Here is a 16,025-nt window from a genome sequence, read left to right as displayed (position 1 = left end):
GTGTCGGCAGTGACCGAGCCCCGACCCGCCGCACCCGCTCCCCAGCCCCAACCGGTGATCGGCGAGCAGAGTCCCGCGGCGATCTTCCTGGTCGCCGCGATCACCGAGGGCGGCGACCCGGTCACCCGGCAGGTCCTCGCGGACGCCTCGGGCCTCGCGCGGTCGGTGGCGCTGCGCGTTCCCGGCGCGGGGCTCGAGCTCGTGGTCGCGGTCGGCTCCGACGCCTGGGACCGCCTGTTCCCAGGTCCGCGGCCGGCACAGCTGCGTCCGTTCCGCGAGGTCCGCGGCGCCCGGCACGTCGCCCCGGCCACACCGGGGGATCTGCTGTTCCACATTCGCGCGATGAGCCACGACGCGTGTTTCGAACTCGCACACCGGATCACGCAACGGCTCGCCGGCGCCGCGACCGTGGTCGAGGAGGTGCACGGCTTCCGGTACCTCGAGAGCCGGGACCTGATCGGGTTCGTCGACGGAACGGGCAACCCCACCGGACGCGCCGCGCTCGCCGCGGTGACGGTCGGCGACGAGGATCCGCCCTTCGCGGGCGGCTCGTACGTCCACGTGCAGCGGTACGTCCACGACCTCGCAGCGTGGGAGGCACTGCCGGTCGCGGAGCAGGAGAGGGTTGTCGGGCGAACGAAACCCGACGACACCGAGATGCCACCCGCGGTCCGTCCGGCGAACTCCCACACCGCGCTGACGTCGATCACCGACGCCGACGGCACCGATCTCGAGATCGTGCGGGCGAACCTGGCCTACGGTCGCGCCGGCGGCGAGAAGGGCACCTACTTCATCGGCTACTCCCGCGATCCGGCGGTCACCGAACGGATGCTGCGGAACATGGTCGTCGGCGATCCGCCCGGCAATCACGACCGGCTGCTTGACTTCTCGACCGCGGTCACCGGGACCGCGTTCTTCGCCCCGAGCGCGACCTTCCTGGAGCGGCCACCGTCGCCGGGTCAGTGCCCCGGCAGCACGCAGGCGGTGTCGAGGCCGAGCACGTGATTGAGGCGACCGAACGCCAGCCACGATCCGATGCTCATCGACAGCTCGACGATCTCGGCGTCGGTGTAGTGGGCCTTCATCCGCGTCCAGAACTCGTCGCCGAGGCCGTGGTGGTCCACGGCGTACCGTTCGGCGTACTCGGCGGCGAGGCGGGTGCGGTCGTCGAATGCGTCTGTGGTGCGCCACTTCTCGACGGCCTCGTCGAAACCGGACTCGACCTTGGCGCCGTCGCGTTCGGTGCGCCAGTCCTGACAGAAGATGCAGCCGTTGATCTGCGCGATCCGCAACCGGGCGGCCTCGAACGCGCGCAGGTCGATGGTCGAGTGCTCGTACACGGACAGCGAGAACTGCGAGGCGGGGATCCCGATACCGGGGACCATCTCACCCCACACGTAGCCGATCGGGTCCTTGCCGTCGGGGACGTCGATGATCATGTCGTGAGCCTTTCCGATGTCGTGAGCTTGCCGACGCCCGGGCGCAGCGGGACGTCGAGGGCGTCGTAGAGTCCGGGCTCCGCGTCGACCAGCCAGTCGATCGCACCGACCAGCCGCCCGACCGCGGTCGCGTTGCCGCCCGCCGACCGGTTGCCTCCCTCGTCGGTCGCTTCGACACTGACCTCGATGCGCGGTGCACCCTCGATGATCACCCGGTGCGCGCCGGCGCCGCCGTCCGGCGGGCACGGCCAGTCGGGCGCGCAGGACGGGTGGATGCGGGTGACGTGCTCGATGACGATGCGCGGCGCACCGTCGACGATCCCCTGGACCTCGAACCGGAGGGCGCCCTGCGTGCCCGCCTCGAAGTCGCCCATCGACGAGGTGGTGACGGTGGCCTCCAGCGGACGGCGGTCGACGGTCTCGCGGACCTCGTCGAGCTCCACGCCCAGCGCGCGGGCCATCATCCGGATCTGCCCGCCCCACACCATCGTCGGGACGGTCGGTGCAACCATCGGCGGCGAGTAGTCCATCGGCTGCCCCATCCCGACGAGCCAGCGCACCGAGTCGGGCTGGTCGTAGGTCGAGTAGTCGAAGATCTCCTGGCAGCGGATCACGTCGACGGTCGTGCCGAGTCCGCTGAGCATCAGCGGGAGCACGTCGTTGCCCCACCCGGGGTCGATGCCGGACACGAACAGCGACCCGCCGCCCTCGGCGATCGCCGCGAGGACAGGCTCGCGCAGCTCCGGCGGCGCGCTGCGGTGGTCGTACAGCGCGTACAGCGCCGGGGTGACGACGACGGCCCCGACCTTCAGTGCCCGGACGATGTCCGCGAGGGCCTCGTCGGGGCGGATGTCGCCGGACGCGGCGTAGACGACCGCGGCGGGCCCGGCGGCGAGCACCGCGTCGACGTCGGAGGTCGCCGCGACGCCGAGGTCGCGGCCCTGTCCGGCGAGGCGACCGGCGTCCCGGCCGACCTTGTCGGGGTTGTGGACGAGGACGGCGGTGAGGTCGAGGGCGGGGTGCGCGGCGACCGCGCGGATCGCCGCGCGGCCGGCGTTGCCGGTGCCCCAGACGACCGTGGTGATCATGCCTTCGGACGGTACCGAACTGGAACACGTTCTGGTGGCGGTTCCACGCCCGTGAGTCCTTCCGGCCCGCCCGGGGACCAGAAGGACTCACAGTCGCGCAGCGCCCACGCGTCGTAGACGCCGGGTGGCCGACCCGCCAGCACCTCGATCGCGCCGACCAGCCGACCGACGGCCGCGGCGGTGCCGTCCCGCGGTCCGGATTCGATGGTCGTCTCGACCCACGGATCGCCCTCGACGACCACCTGATGCGCCGCCCCTCCGGCCGACACGGTCGGCCAGTCGGGGGCGCAGTCCGGGTCGATGCGGCCGATGTGTTCGATCACGACGCGGGGCTCCCCCGCGACGTACCCCTGCACCTCGAACCGCACGGCTCCCTGGCCACCGGACTCGAACTTGCCCATCGTCGCGGTCTCGACGCTGACCTCGAGTTCCAGCCGTTCGACGGTTTCCCGGATCTCGTCGACGTCGACGCCGAGTACCCGCGCCAGCAGCCGTAGCCGGTCCCCCCACACCGTCGTCGGCATCCGCGGCGCGAACATCGGCGCCCGGTAGCTGAGCGGTTCACCCATCCCCATCAGGGCGCGCACCGAGCGCGGCAGATCGTATTCGGAGTAGTCGACGATCTCCCGGTAGCGGATCGAGGTGGCACCCGCGCCGTGCCCGCGCAGCAGCAGGGGCAGCACGTGGTTCGCCCAGCCGGGGTCGACGTCGCCGACGAACAGCGACCCGCCGCCCTCGGCGACGGCGGCGGCGAACTCGGATCGAGGGTCGTGGTGGTCGCGCAGCGGGTGCACCGGAGGGGTGACCACCACCGCCCCCGCGCGCAGTGCCGCGAGGACATCGGCGCGCGCGTCCACGGACCGGGTTCGCCCCGATCCCGCGTAGACCACCGCCCGGGGCCGGTCCGCGAACACCACCGCGCTGTCGTCGGTGGCGACGACACCGAGCGCGCGGTCCAGTTCCGCGAGATCACCCGCATCGCGGCCGACCCGGTCCGGGTCCGTGACGAGGACGGCGGTCAGCTCCAACGCCGGGTGCGCGTCGACGGCCCGGATCGCGTCGCGCGCGATGCCGCCGCAACCCCACACGATGGTCGAGATCATGGGCGGACGGTAGCAAAACGGGGGTGGATCGGCGCAGCGTGCGCCGACCGCCCGCCCCGAAGCCCGCGCGGCACGAAGAAGCCCCGGAGACCGTGATCTCCGGGGCCCTGTCGTGTCGGTGGCGTCAGGCGGTGACGACGCTCTCGAGCACGGAGTAGAACATGCCGAGGCCGTCGTCGCTCGGACCGGTGAGCGCTTCGGTGGCGTGCTCGGGGTGCGGCATCAGGCCGACGACGCGACCGTTCGCGGAGGCGATGCCCGCGATGCCGCGCTGCGAGCCGTTCGGGTTGTCGCCCGCGTAGCGGAACACGACGCGCCCCTCCCCCTCGAGCTCGTCGAGCACCTGCTGCGAGGCCTGGTAGCGGCCCTCACCCGACTTCAGCGGGATGAGGATCTCGGCGCCCGACTCGTAGCGCGTGGTCCACGCCGTCGAGGTGGACTCGACCTTCAGCCACTCGTCACGGCAGATGAAGTGCAGGCCCTCGTTGCGGGTCAGCGCACCGGGGAGCAGGCCGGCCTCGCACAGAACCTGGAAGCCGTTGCAGATGCCGAGGACCGGCATGCCGCCCTTCGCCGCCTCGACGACCTTGCCCATCACGGGTGCGAACCGGGCGATCGCGCCGCAGCGCAGGTAGTCGCCGTAGGAGAAGCCGCCGGGAACGATGACGGCGTCGACGCCCTTGAGGTCCGCGTCGCCGTGCCAGAGGCTGACCGCCTCGCCGCCGGCGAGGGTCACCGCTCGTGCGGCGTCGACGTCGTCGAGGGTGCCGGGGAACGTGATGACTCCGATCCGGGCACTCACTGGACGCGGACCACCTTCCAGTCCTCGATCACCGTGTTGGCGAGCAGGCCTTCGGCGATCTTCTCGAGCTCGGCGTCCTCGACGCTGCCGTCGATCTCGAGTTCGAAACGCTTGCCCTGGCGGACGTCGGACACGCCAGCGAAGCCCAGCCGGGACAGCGCCCCGACGATGGCCTGCCCCTGGGGATCGAGAATCTCGGTCTTGGGCATGACTTCGACAACGACACGGGCCACGTGCTGCTCCTCGCTTGGTGCTCCGGTATCGCCCGGGAGAATCACGCCGGGCACCCGCAGTTTACCGGTCCGCCCGCGTTCGGTCCGCACCACCCGACCTCCGCGACGCGGGCCCCTGCGTCGGTGTGAACCAGCGCATACTCTCGTGGCATGCAGCTCACCCACTTCGGCCATTCCTGCGTCCTCGTCGAACACCTCGGCGCCAGGATCCTGTTCGATCCGGGCAACTTCTCGCACGGCTTCGAGGGCATCACCGGCCTGGACGCGATCGCGATCACCCACCAGCACCCCGACCACGCGGACCCGGCGCGACTGCCGGCTCTGGTGGAGGCGAACCCCGGGGCGGCGCTGTACGCCGACCCGCAGACCGCCGCCCAGCTCGGCGGCGACTGGAACGCGGTGCGTCCGGGCGACGCGTTCGACGTCGGGCGGGTCCATCTGCGCGGCACCGGCGGCAGGCACGCGGTGATCCACCCCGACCTCGCGGTCATCGACAACACGGCGTTCCTGGTCGGCGACGACGAGAACCCGGCGCGGCTGCTGCATCCGGGCGACTCGCTCTACATCCCGTACGAGAAGGTCGACGTGCTCGCGCTGCCCGCGGCGGCGCCGTGGCTGAAGATCTCGGAGGCGGTGGACTACCTGCGTGCCGTCGCGCCGCGGGTGGCGGTACCGATCCACCAGGCGATCCTCGCGAACGAGGCCACCGGCATCTTCTACGGCCGCTACTCCGAGATGGCTCCGGCGGGCACCGAGTTCCGGGTACTGCAGACGGAGACCTCGGTCGAGGTGTGACGCGATCCCGTTGCGACCTGCACCACCGCGACCGCGCTAGCATCGCTGTGTGCCGAAGGTGCTCGACCACGATCAGAGGCGACAGGAGATCGCCGAGGCGGTCTGGCGCCTCATCATGCGCGACGGCATGAGCGGGGTGTCCGTGCGCGACGTGGCCGCGGAGGCGAACCTGTCGACCGGGTCGCTGCGGCACATGTTCGCCACCAAGACCGACCTCCTCGCGTACTCGATGCAGCTGGTGCACGCACGGCTCGGAATCCGGGTCCGCGCGCACGTGGCGATCGCCGACCCGCGCGAGCGGGCGTTGGCGATGCTGTCCGAGGTGTTGCCCCTGGACGAGGTTCGCCGCACACAGTTGATCGTCATCCTCTCGCTGACCACCGAGGCGCCGTCGCATCCCGCGGTCCAGGAGCTCACCCGCCAGGCGCAGCGGGAGACGCGGCAGGCGTACGTGGGGCTGCTGGAGTACCTCTCCCGGAAGGGGCTGGTGGCGCCACACCTGGACATCGAGTTGGAGGCGGTGCGCCTGCACGCGCTGGTCGACGGCGCCGCGCTGCACTCGTTGCTCGGCGAACCCGACACCCCGGACAGCGCCCTGAAGGTGGTCACGGACCACCTCGACTCCCTGGCCCCGTGACCGCGGCGTGCGGTCAGGCCACTTCGAGGCCGCCGCGCCGAGGCTTCCAGCGGTAGGTGTCCACGCGCGCTTCGTGGTGCAGCGCCAGGTCCACCGCGTCCAGCATCGCCTGGCGCGGTCCGGGCTGCGCGAGTTGCTTCGCCGAGACCGCCAGCCGGACGGTGCCGCCGCGGCGTGCGGTGCGTCCTGCGCCGAGTACCAGTGCCCGGCACCACCACGGTTCGGCGCGGAAGCCCTCCCCGATGCCGAGCACCCGGGCGCGGACGACGGTGCCGCGGTCGAGATCGTGGATGCCGGTGGCGCCGGCGAGCAACCGGAATCCCGTTCGCGGCAGCGCGGTCACCGCCCCGGGAGAGACGAGCCAGCGCGGTGCGGCGAACGCGCGGGTGCGCAGTCCTGCCTCCTCCATCACCCGGTCCGCGGCGAGCAGCCGCAGCGTCGCCTCGTGCTGGGGCAGGGCCGCGAACTCGGCTCGGCGCTTCTTGGTGGCGGCCTGGTCGTAGCCGTGCAGGACGATGACGTCCCCGTGTTCGCGTCTGCCGCGCAACCAGTCCTGGGTCGGCTCGTCCCGCACGAGCCGGTACTTGTCCTTGAGCCGCGGCGCCACCAGCAGCGACAGCGGTACTGCCCGGCGGTCCATCTCGTCGGCGAACTCCGCGACGAGTTCCCGCGTCTCGTCCCTGATCCCCGACACCGACACGATCAGCGTTGCGACCATGCCGTCAGCGTCCCACCCGAAGGTGAACGGGCGCTGACATGCAGTGGTGCACTTTCGGACGGCCGGGGGTCCGAAAGTGCACCACTGCGGCTTGCCGCACTCAGAGCGCGGCCTCGATGGCGGCGACGACCTCGGGGGCGTCGGGCTCGGTGCGGGACCGGAAACGGTTGATCACGGTGCCGTCGCGGCCGATGAGGAACTTCTCGAAGTTCCACGCGACGTCACCGGCCTCGCCGTCGGCGTCGGCGGTCTGGGTGAGCTGGGCGTACAGCGGATGCCGGCCCTCACCGTTGACCTCGATCTTCTCCAGCAGCGGGAAGGTGACGCCGTAGTTGGTCGAGCAGAACGTCTGGATCTCCTCGGCGGTGCCGGGCTCCTGGCCCCGGAACTGGTTGCAGGGCACCCCGATGACGGTCAGTCCGCGGTCGGCGTACTCGGTCGCCAGCTTCTCGAGGGCCGTGTACTGCGGGGTCAGGCCGCACTTCGAGGCGACGTTGACCAGCAGCACGACCTTGCCGTCGTACGCGCCGAGAGTGGTGGGGACGCCGCCGAGGGTGTTGATCTCGATGTCCTGCAGCTGTGGGTTCGTCATGACGCCGACAGTACGGGAGCCGCCGGGGCAGCAGCCCTGTCAGAGTCCGGGTGCTCGTCCTCGGGGAGATGGTCGTCGACCATCGCCGCCTCGTCGAACGGCCGGCTGCCCGAGAGCACCTCCCGCACCCGGACGCGGTCGACGGTGCCGGTCCAGGTGCCGATCAGCAGTGTCGCGATGGCGTTGCCGGAGAAGTTGGTGACGGCGCGGGCCTCGGACATGAACCGGTCGATGCCGACGATCAGGCCGACACCGTCGAGCAGTTCGGGACGGTGGCTCTGCAGGCCCCCGGCGAGGGTGGCCAGGCCGGCACCACTGACGCCAGCGGCGCCCTTGGACGCAATGATCATGAACACCAGCAGCGACAGCTGCTCGGTCAGCGTGAGCGGCATGTCCATGGCGTCGGCGACGAAGATCGACGCCATCGTCAGGTAGATCGCCGTGCCGTCGAGGTTGAACGAGTACCCGGTCGGCACCACGATGCCGACGGTGGCCCGCTGTACGCCGAGGTGCTCCATCTTGGCGATCAGCCGCGGCAGCGCGGACTCCGACGACGACGTCGCGAAGATCAGCAGGTACTCCCGGGCCAGGTACTTGACCAGCTTGAACACCGAGAACCCGGTGACCGCGCGCAGCAGCAGGCCCAGGACGCCGAACACGAAGATCACACACGTGATGTAGAAGCCGAGCATCAGGGTGCCGAGCGCGGTGACCGCCCCGAGCCCGGTCTGCCCGACGACGCTGGCGATCGCGCCGAACGCACCGATCGGCGCGAGCCACAGGATCATCGAGAGGATTCGGAACACCAGCTTCTGCACGAGTCCGATGCCGCGGAGGATCGGTTCGCCCTGCGACCCCATCGCCTGCAGCCCGAACCCGACGAGCAGCGCGACGAACAGCGTCTGCAGGACACTGCCCGCGGTCAGCGCCGACAGCAGCGAGGTTGGGATGATGCTCGCGAGAAAGTCCATCGTGCCGCCCGCGCCGTGCGCCTTCTCCGCCAGACCGGCGCCGGCGGCGGACGCGTCCGCGCTCAGGCTCAGGCCGGTGCCGGGGTCGAGGAGGTTGCCGACCAGCAGTCCGATGCCGAGGGCGACGGTGGACATGCCGAGGAAGTAGACGAGGGACAGCCCGCCGACCTTGCCGACTTTCGCGGCGGCCTTCACCGATCCGATGCCGAGGACGATCGTGCAGAAGATGACCGGGCTGATCATCATCTTGATCAGGCTGATGAACAGGGTGCCGAGCACACCGAGGTCCTTGCCGACCTCGGGTGCCAGCCAACCGACGAGCACACCGCCGACGACGGCGACGATCACCGCCATGTACAGCCAGTGGGTGCGGTCGCGCTTGCGTGCCGCCGGGGTACGGTCCCGCCTCGTGTCGTTGGTCATGACGTGTCCTCTTCGACTGACGTTCGTGGATTCGGTGGCAGTGACCGTCGTCACCGGGCCTCGGGAAGAATGGTGGAACGACGCGCGACCGCAGTCACGGTTGCGTTCATTTCGTTCACGGGAGGACGGACGGCGATGGGCACGTCACGACCCGGGTCGCTCGCCCGTCAGGTGCTCGTGCTGCAACTGCTGGTACTGGCGGTGGTGGTGCTCGCGGGCAGCGCACTGGCGGTCGTCGACGAACGCCGGGACGCCGACGCCGCCGCCCGCCGCGAGGTGATCGCGGTCGCGGAAAGCCTCGCCGGCGCCGCGTCGACCGCGCAGGCACTGCGTTCCCCCGACCCCACCGCGGTGCTGCAGCCCGAGGCGGAGGCGATCAGCGCCGCGACGGGCATGGACTTCATCGTCGTGATGGCCCCCGACCGGACGCGGTACACGCACCCGGACACGTCGCTGATCGGCAAGCAGTTCGCCGGCACCATCGACCGGGCCCTGGCCGGCGAGCCCTTCACCGAGACCTACAACGGCTCGCTCGGACCGTCGATCCGCTCGGTCGTGCCGGTGTACGCCGACGGGCAGGTCGTCGGACTGGTGTCCGCGGGCGTGACGCGGGAACGGATCGGCGAGCAGTTCCTGCGGGGGCTGCCGCTGGTGCTCGTGTTGACGGCCGGCGCCCTCGCGCTCGCCGCGCTCGGCTCGGCGCTGCTGAGTCGCCGGGTGCGCCGCCAGACGCTCGGGCTGGCGCCCGCCGAGCTGCGCGCCCTCTACGAACACCACGACGCGGTACTGCACTCGATCCACGAGGGCCTGCTGGTCTTCGGCGCCGGATCCGACACCGCGGAGATCGTCAACGACGAGGCGAGGCGGCTGCTCGCCCTGCCCGACGGGCCGGTCACCCGCGCCGACCTGCCGCCGTCACTGCGCGACCTCGACTCCGCGACGGTGCGCGGCGAGATCCACCTGACCGGTGACCGGGTCCTGGTCGTCAACCAGGACGCCGTGCGCTTCGACGGCCGCCGCATCGGCACCGTGATCACGCTCCGCGACCAGACCGAACTGCAGTCCGTGACAGGGGAACTGGACTCGATGCGGCTGTTCACCGAGTCACTGCGCGCGCAGGCCCACGAGTCCGCGAACCGCCTACACACGGTGGTCACCATGGTCGAACTCGGCCGCGCCGACGAGGCGGTCGCGTTCGCCACCGCGGAACTCGAACTCTCCCAACATCTCATCGACCGGCTGACCGAGGCGGTCCACGATCCGGCACTGTTGGCCCTGCTGCTCGGCAAGGTGAACCAGGCCACCGAACGCGGCGTCGACCTCACCGTCACCGACGACACCGCGCTGCCCTCCCCCGCTCCTCTGACGGCACGTGAACTGCTCACCGTCGTCGGCAATCTCGTCGACAATGCCATCGATGCCGCGAGCGGCGAGCCCATCAATGCCGCCGCCGGTGACGCGACCGACCGGGAACGTCCCTGGGTGGAGGTGACCGTCGTCGGCGACGACACGGGACTCGACATCCGGGTCGCCGACAGCGGCCCCGGCATGACCGCCGACGAGTTCGCCGCCGCGTCTCGGCGGGGCTACTCCACCAAGGACGACCACCACGGTCTGGGATTGGCCCTGGTCACGCAGGTGGTGACGCGGCACGGCGGCACCGTCACCACCGAGACCACCTACGGTGCAGTCGTTTCCGTGCGCATTCCGAGGCGGAGGGAGGACCGGTGATCCGGGTGCTCGTCGTCGAGGACGAACCGCTGATCGCGCAGGCGCACCGCAGCTACGTCGAGCGGGTCCCGGGATTCGCGGTCTCCGGCGTCGTCCACACCGGGTCGGACGCGATGCGCGCCGTCGCGTCCGCGGCGGGCACCGACGCACCGATCGACCTGGTCCTGCTCGACCTCGGCCTGCCCGACAGCAGCGGCATCGACGTCGCCGCCGCCCTCGGCGGCCTGCGCCCGACGCCCGACGTCATCGCGATCACGTCGGCGCGGGAGATGGCGACGGTCCGCGCCGCCGTGAGCCGCGGAGTGGTGCTGTACCTGCTCAAACCGTTCACCTTCGCGGCGTTCCGCGACAAGCTCGAACGCTACCTCGACTACCGGCGGGCGTTGCCGTCCGGTGACACGGTGGTGAGCCAGCGGGAGGTGGACCGCGCGATGGCCGTGCTGCGCGGGACGGACGGCCGCGCCGTCACCCCGAAAGGGGTTGCGCCGCAGACTCTCGACGAGATCTCCGTCGCGGTCCGTGACTCCGGCACCGGCCTGACGGCCATCGAGGTCGCGGGCGTCGTCGGCGTGTCCCGGGTCACCGCGTGGCGGTACCTCGAGCGGCTCGCCGACGACGGCCTCGTCGACCGCGACACCGAGTACGGCCGGGCCGGCCGCCCGCAGGTGCGCTACCGCTGGCGGTAGGCGCCGCGCGCCCGATTGTTCCCGCTACCGAACTCGCGCAGCACCTGCCGTCAGGCCAGCCCGGCCGTGTCGAGCACCCACGCGTACTCGAACGCGACCTCGCGCCACTTCTCGTAGCGTCCGCTGACGCCGCCGTGGCCGGCGCTCATCTCCGTCTTGAGCAGCAGCGGCGAGTTACCCGTCTTGGTGGCCCGCAGCGCCGCAACCCATTTCGCCGGCTCCACGTAGAGGACGCGGGTGTCGTTGATGCTGGTGATGGCCAGGATCGCCGGGTAGTCGTGCGCGCCGACGTTCTCGTACGGCGCGTACGACTTCATGTACTCGTAGACGTCCTTGTCGGCGAGGGGGTTTCCCCACTCGTCCCACTCGATGACCGTCAGCGGCAGGGACGGGTCGAGGATCGAGGTGAGCGGGTCGACGAACGGCACGTTGGCGAGGATCCCGGCGAACAACTCGGGCGCCAGGTTCGCCACCGCGCCCATCAGCAGCCCGCCCGCGCTGCCACCGTCGGCGATCAGTGTGTCCGGCGTCGTGCGGCCCGAATCGATCAGATGCCGTGCGCAGGAGACGAAGTCGGTGAAGGTGTTCTTCTTCGTCAGCGTCTTGCCGTTGTCGTACCAGTGCCTGCCCATCTCACCGCCGCCGCGTACGTGCGCGACGGCGAAGACCATTCCGCGGTCGAGCAGCGACAGCCGCGCCACCGAGAAGCCCGGGTCGATGCTCGCCTCGTAGGAGCCGTAGCCGTACAGCAGCGTCGGCGCAGGCCCCGCGACGCCGACCCGGTGCACGATCGAGATCGGAACCCGGGTGCCGTCCTCACCGACCGCCCAGTCGCGGTGCTGCTCGTAGTCCGCGGGGTCGTACCCGCCGAGCACCGGCTGTTGCTTGCGCAGCGCCAGTTCACCGGTGGAGATCCGGTAGTCGTAGACCCGACTCGGGGTGATGAACGAGGTGTAGCCCAGACGCAGCAGCGGGCTGTTCCACTCGGGGTTGGAGCCGGTGCCGACGGAGTACAGCTCCTCGTCGAACTCGAGCTCGCGACGTTCGCCGTATCCCGTGTCCGTCAGCGGCCACACCGCCAGCCGGGTCAGGGCCTCGCGCCGGTACCCGACGACCAGGTGCCCGGCGAAGGCGTCGACCTCCTCGAGACGGACGTCGGCACGGTGCTCGATCAGGGTCCGCTGCTCGGTCGGGTCGGAAACCGGGGCCTCGACGAGGGTGAAGTTCTCGGCCTTGACGCCGTCGACGACGCCGTTGTGCAGGATCAGGAACCGGTCCTGTCCGCCGACCACGGCGTGCTCGACGCTGTACTCCACGCCCTCCTCCCGGGGCAGCACCAGCGTGAATTCGCCCTCGGGAGTGGCCGATTCGAGGTACCAGATCTCGGAGGTGATCTTCGACCCGATCCAGATCGTCAGGTACTTCTCGCTGCGGGTCGCCCCGAACCCCACCCAGTACCGCTCGTCGGGCTCGTGGAACACCTGCACGTCGGCGGACTGCGCGGTGCCCAGTTCGTGCCGCCACACGGTGTCGGGCCGCCAGGCGTCGTCGACGGTCAGGTAGAAGACGTGCCTGCCGTCCGCGGACCACGTCGCGCCGGGCGCGGTGCCCGGGATCTCGTCGGCGATCGGTTCACCGGTGTCGAGGTTCTTGAACCGCAGCGTGTACCGCTCGTCGCCGGCGGTGTCGACGGAGTACGCCAGCAGCGTGCCGTCCATCGTCACCGTCATCGCCCCGAGCGCGAAGAAGTCGTGCCCCTCGGCGAGCTGGTTGCTGTCGAGCAGCACCTGCTCCCCCGGGATCTCGGTGTCCGCGTCCAGCACCGGCGGCGTCCAGTCGTCCGGCCCGGAGATCGGGCACCGGCACTGCATGCCGTACTGCTTGCCCTCGAACGAGCGCGAGTAGTACCACCACTGCCCCATCCGCGACGGCACCGACAGGTCGGTCTCCTGGGTGCGGGACTTGATCTCGCCGAAGATCGACTCCCGCAGCGGGCCGAGGTGCTCCGTCCGCTCCTGCGTGTAGGCGTTCTCCGCCTCGAGGTACGCGACGACCTCCGGGTCGTTCTTGTCGCGCAGCCACTCGTAGCTGTCGACGAACGTGTCGCCGTGGTGCGTGCGCTCGTGCGGAACCTTCTTGGCGACCGGGGCCGCGCTGACGGGCGAGCTCATGTGGGGGTCACCCGATCCAGTCGTCGAACGAGAGCCCGGAGATGCGCTCGTAGGCTTCGATGTAGCGGGCGCGGGTCGACTCCACGATCTCCTGAGGGAGCGGCGGAGGCGGGGTGTCCGAGGCCCGGTCCCAGCCCGACTCCGGCCCGGTGAGCCAGTTGCGGACGAACTGCTTGTCGAAGCTCGGCTGCACCCGGCCCGCCTCGTAGCCGTCGGCCGGCCAGTACCGCGACGAGTCGGGGGTGAGCACCTCGTCGGCGAGCACCAGATTGCCCTGGGCGTCGAGTCCGAACTCGAACTTGGTGTCCGCCAGGATGATTCCCCGCTCCGACGCGTATATCGCGGCGCGCGTGTAGATGTCGAGGGTGTCCGCGCGCAGCTTGAAGGCGAGGTCCTGACCGAGCTGGTCGACGACCGTCGCGAAGTCGACGTTCTCGTCGTGGTCGCCGAGTGCGGCCTTGGTCGCGGGGGTGAAGATCGGCTCCGGCAGCTGCGACGCCTCGACGAGCCCGGCGGGCAACTCCACCCCGCACACCGCACCGGTGCGTTGGTAGTCCGCCAGCCCGGACCCGGTCAGGTAGCCGCGGGCGACGCACTCGACGGGCACCATGTCCAGCTTCTTGACGATCAGCGCGCGGCCGAGCACGTCCGCGGGGATGCGTTCGTCGTCGGGCGCCCCGGCGAGGTGGTTGTGCCCGCCGAGCACCTCGAAGAAGTACACGCTCATCGCCGTCAGCACCCGTCCCTTGTCGGGGATCGGGGTGCTCAGGATGTGGTCGTAGGCGGAGATCCGGTCGCTGGCGACCAGCAGCAGGTGCTGGTCGTCGACGATGTACAGGTCGCGGACCTTGCCGCCGGCCAGGTGGGCGTAGTCGGAAAGTGATGGGCGCACCGGTCAACCCTATCGGGTCCGCCCGGTACCCGATCGGACGGCAACGAAGACCGGTGTCGATCCCGGTGCACGCGCCGGTCACCGATGCGGCAGGCTTGCGTCCATGTCGTCACCCCGGGTACGGATCACCTACTGCACGCAATGCCAGTGGCTGCTGCGGGCGGCGTGGATGGCGCAGGAGCTGCTCAGCACGTTCGGCACCGACCTCGCCGAGGTCGCGCTCGCGCCCGGCACCGGTGGGGTGTTCCGGGTGGAGGTGGACGGCACCCCGGTGTGGGATCGCACCGTCGACGGCGGGTTTCCCGACGCGAAGACGCTCAAGCAGCGGGTTCGCGACGTCGTCGCCCCGGACCGGGACCTCGGGCACGCCGACCGGCCTCGGGACCCGCGGACGGGACGGCCCGCGACGGGATTGCCGGAGTCCTGACGACGACTCAGCCGGCGGTCACGCGGGCGTGCTCCGCCGCGGCCTCTCGAGCCCAGCGCGGCAGGATGAAGATGCCCTCGGCCTCGACGCAGACGCCACCGGCGTCCGCGATATGGCCGGTCACGATCGTCTTGACGCCCTCGACGCGGTCGAGCCGGGCCTCCGCGTGCAGGTCGCCGAGCGGCGTGGGTCGCCGGTAGCGCAGCGTCAGGGTGCCCGTCATCCCGGGGTGACCCGACGCTCGGGCGGCGTCCCCGAGCACCTGGTCGAGGACGAGGGCGGACACGCCACCGTGCGTCAGGCCGGCCGGCCCCTCGTACTGCGGTCCGAGATGGAAGTCGACCCACGTCCGACCGTTCTGGTCGTACTGCATCTCGAGCGGCGGGGCGACCGCGTTGCGCAGTCCGGCCGCCGCGTTGCCCCAGTCCCGCATCCAGCCGGACGCACCCCACCGGACGCCGTACGGGCCGGGGATCGCCTGCCCCTGGAGCAGCGAGGCCGCCTCCTCGATCAGTGCCCGTGCGCGCCGCACGTCCGCGTCCCCGACCTCGGTCTGCAGGGTGGCGGCGATCAGCCCGCGCACGCTCTGGGTCAGCGGACCGTACAGGTCGGCCTCGCGCTGGATCTCCTCGTCGGACAGTCGGTCCTGGACGTAGAGCAACTGCGGGTCGGTCGTCGCATCGGTCACGGGTGCCTCACTCGGGGTCGAACACTTCACTGCCCCTGCACCCTACAGACGGGTGCACGGTGCACATTCGCCCCTCAGAACACCGTCAGCCGGCGCCGGATCGTGCCGGCGAGCCAGTCCAGGTCGTCGCGGCGCGGCGAGGTGGGCCTGCCGCGCAGGCCGAAGCCGTCTCCGGCGGTGCGCGGAACCACGTGCAGGTGCACGTGGAACACCTCCTGGCCCGCCGCGACCCCGTCGGCGAGGAAGAGGTTCACTCCGTCCGCCCGCGGACCGTCCCCGAGGTCGTCGGGTACGCGCAGCGCGGTCGCGATCGCCTGCCCCACCGCGAACACCCGGCGTCCGTCCTCGGGGTCGAGGTCGGCGAGACCGGACGCGTGGACCTTCGGCACCACCAGCAGGTGGCCGGGTGTGAAGGGCCGGATGTCCATGAAGGCGAGGGTGTGCTCGTCCTCGTGGACGATGCTGGACTCCGCGGTGCGGGCGACGATCGCGCAGAAGACGCAGTGCATCGGTGCATTATGCGCAGTGGTGGGGGGGGGGGGGGGGGGGGCCCCCCCCGGCCCCCCCCCCCCCCCGCCCCCCCCCCCCCCCCCCCGGGCCCCCCCCCCCCCCCCCCCGGCCGCGGCCCC

Annotated in this window: 18 protein-coding genes; 6 read left to right on the top strand and 12 right to left on the bottom strand. The window is 71.0% G+C overall.

What is annotated here, in order from left to right; all coding sequences use genetic code 11:
* Nucleotides 1-9 precede the first annotated feature (9 nt).
* Complete coding sequence (locus ACFYVR_RS06550) at nucleotides 10-1,005, top strand: Dyp-type peroxidase (protein WP_387470898.1); 996 nt, start codon at nucleotides 10-12, stop codon at nucleotides 1,003-1,005.
* On the opposite strand, the gene ACFYVR_RS06545 is transcribed toward ACFYVR_RS06550, so the two are convergent.
* The 5 genes from ACFYVR_RS06545 to purS all read right to left on the bottom strand — a co-directional run bounded on the left by ACFYVR_RS06545 (nucleotide 960) and on the right by purS (nucleotide 4,665).
* Nucleotides 960-1,439: a carboxymuconolactone decarboxylase family protein gene (locus tag ACFYVR_RS06545; protein WP_387470896.1), complete on the bottom strand. Its 480-nt coding sequence runs from the start codon at nucleotides 1,437-1,439 to the stop codon at nucleotides 960-962. The genes ACFYVR_RS06550 and ACFYVR_RS06545 overlap by 46 nt on opposite strands.
* On the bottom strand, nucleotides 1,436-2,527 hold the full coding sequence (locus tag ACFYVR_RS06540; RefSeq protein ID WP_387470894.1) for a dihydrodipicolinate reductase: 1,092 nt from the start codon (nucleotides 2,525-2,527) through the stop codon (nucleotides 1,436-1,438). Before ACFYVR_RS06540 ends, ACFYVR_RS06545 begins: the two co-directional genes overlap by 4 nt.
* The gene (locus ACFYVR_RS06535; protein ID WP_387470892.1) at nucleotides 2,524-3,630 is read right to left on the bottom strand and encodes a dihydrodipicolinate reductase; all 1,107 of its coding nucleotides are present in this window, start codon (nucleotides 3,628-3,630) and stop codon (nucleotides 2,524-2,526) included. The genes ACFYVR_RS06540 and ACFYVR_RS06535 overlap by 4 nt, the downstream gene beginning before the upstream one ends.
* A 124-nt stretch (nucleotides 3,631-3,754) precedes the next feature.
* The gene (gene purQ, locus ACFYVR_RS06530) at nucleotides 3,755-4,432 is read right to left on the bottom strand and encodes a phosphoribosylformylglycinamidine synthase subunit PurQ (RefSeq protein ID WP_387470890.1); all 678 of its coding nucleotides are present in this window, start codon (nucleotides 4,430-4,432) and stop codon (nucleotides 3,755-3,757) included.
* A complete protein-coding gene (purS, locus tag ACFYVR_RS06525) occupies nucleotides 4,429-4,665 on the bottom strand; it encodes a phosphoribosylformylglycinamidine synthase subunit PurS (RefSeq protein ID WP_387471194.1) in 237 nt (78 codons plus the stop codon). Before purS ends, purQ begins: the two co-directional genes overlap by 4 nt.
* A gap of 150 nt (nucleotides 4,666-4,815) precedes the next feature.
* Between purS and ACFYVR_RS06520 the strand changes: the two genes are divergently transcribed.
* Together ACFYVR_RS06520 and ACFYVR_RS06515 are read left to right on the top strand one after the other, a co-directional pair.
* Entirely contained in the window at nucleotides 4,816-5,460 is a 645-nt protein-coding gene (locus tag ACFYVR_RS06520) for an MBL fold metallo-hydrolase (protein ID WP_387470888.1), read from the top strand.
* 49 nt (nucleotides 5,461-5,509) lie between these two features.
* Nucleotides 5,510-6,097 carry a TetR/AcrR family transcriptional regulator gene (locus ACFYVR_RS06515; RefSeq protein ID WP_387470886.1) on the top strand — a complete coding sequence of 196 codons (588 nt, stop codon included), beginning with the start codon at nucleotides 5,510-5,512 and terminating at the stop codon, nucleotides 6,095-6,097.
* A gap of 13 nt (nucleotides 6,098-6,110) precedes the next feature.
* On the opposite strand, the gene ACFYVR_RS06510 is transcribed toward ACFYVR_RS06515, so the two are convergent.
* The 3 genes from ACFYVR_RS06510 to ACFYVR_RS06500 all read right to left on the bottom strand — a co-directional run bounded on the left by ACFYVR_RS06510 (nucleotide 6,111) and on the right by ACFYVR_RS06500 (nucleotide 8,801).
* Complete coding sequence (locus ACFYVR_RS06510) at nucleotides 6,111-6,815, bottom strand: DUF2334 domain-containing protein (protein WP_387470884.1); 705 nt, start codon at nucleotides 6,813-6,815, stop codon at nucleotides 6,111-6,113.
* 100 nt (nucleotides 6,816-6,915) lie between these two features.
* The gene (locus tag ACFYVR_RS06505) at nucleotides 6,916-7,407 is read right to left on the bottom strand and encodes a glutathione peroxidase (RefSeq protein ID WP_387470882.1); all 492 of its coding nucleotides are present in this window, start codon (nucleotides 7,405-7,407) and stop codon (nucleotides 6,916-6,918) included.
* Nucleotides 7,404-8,801: a cation:dicarboxylate symporter family transporter gene (locus ACFYVR_RS06500; protein ID WP_387470880.1), complete on the bottom strand. Its 1,398-nt coding sequence runs from the start codon at nucleotides 8,799-8,801 to the stop codon at nucleotides 7,404-7,406. Before ACFYVR_RS06500 ends, ACFYVR_RS06505 begins: the two co-directional genes overlap by 4 nt.
* 135 nt (nucleotides 8,802-8,936) lie before the next feature.
* On the opposite strand from ACFYVR_RS06500, the gene ACFYVR_RS06495 reads away from it, so the two are divergent.
* Nucleotides 8,937-10,532, top strand: coding sequence for an ATP-binding protein (locus ACFYVR_RS06495; RefSeq protein WP_387470878.1), 1,596 nt, complete (start codon nucleotides 8,937-8,939; stop codon nucleotides 10,530-10,532).
* Entirely contained in the window at nucleotides 10,529-11,218 is a 690-nt protein-coding gene (locus tag ACFYVR_RS06490; RefSeq protein WP_387470876.1) for a response regulator, read from the top strand. Before ACFYVR_RS06495 ends, ACFYVR_RS06490 begins: the two co-directional genes overlap by 4 nt.
* Nucleotides 11,219-11,268: 50 nt before the next feature.
* On the opposite strand, the gene ACFYVR_RS06485 is transcribed toward ACFYVR_RS06490, so the two are convergent.
* Together ACFYVR_RS06485 and ACFYVR_RS06480 are read right to left on the bottom strand one after the other, a co-directional pair.
* Nucleotides 11,269-13,389 (bottom strand): S9 family peptidase, encoded by a 2,121-nt coding sequence (locus ACFYVR_RS06485; RefSeq protein WP_387470874.1) that lies wholly within the window; start codon nucleotides 13,387-13,389, stop codon nucleotides 11,269-11,271.
* 7 nt (nucleotides 13,390-13,396) lie between these two features.
* Entirely contained in the window at nucleotides 13,397-14,281 is an 885-nt protein-coding gene (locus tag ACFYVR_RS06480; protein WP_387470872.1) for a phosphoribosylaminoimidazolesuccinocarboxamide synthase, read from the bottom strand.
* Between the two features lie 103 nt (nucleotides 14,282-14,384).
* Here ACFYVR_RS06480 and ACFYVR_RS06475 point away from each other — a divergent pair, with 103 nt between their 5' ends.
* Nucleotides 14,385-14,708, top strand: coding sequence for a SelT/SelW/SelH family protein (locus tag ACFYVR_RS06475; protein ID WP_387470870.1), 324 nt, complete (start codon nucleotides 14,385-14,387; stop codon nucleotides 14,706-14,708).
* A gap of 7 nt (nucleotides 14,709-14,715) precedes the next feature.
* Here the strand turns inward: ACFYVR_RS06475 and ACFYVR_RS06470 are convergent, their stop codons facing one another.
* Together ACFYVR_RS06470 and ACFYVR_RS06465 are read right to left on the bottom strand one after the other, a co-directional pair.
* Entirely contained in the window at nucleotides 14,716-15,396 is a 681-nt protein-coding gene (locus ACFYVR_RS06470) for a PaaI family thioesterase (protein ID WP_387470868.1), read from the bottom strand.
* Between the two features lie 74 nt (nucleotides 15,397-15,470).
* Complete coding sequence (locus tag ACFYVR_RS06465; protein WP_387470866.1) at nucleotides 15,471-15,905, bottom strand: HIT family protein; 435 nt, start codon at nucleotides 15,903-15,905, stop codon at nucleotides 15,471-15,473.
* Nucleotides 15,906-16,025 lie beyond the last annotated feature (120 nt).

It is taken from the genome of Rhodococcus sp. NPDC003318 (assembly GCF_042879035.1).
Lineage (GTDB): Bacteria > Actinomycetota > Actinomycetes > Mycobacteriales > Mycobacteriaceae > Rhodococcus_G.
This window is presented reverse-complemented; position numbering and strand designations above follow the sequence as displayed.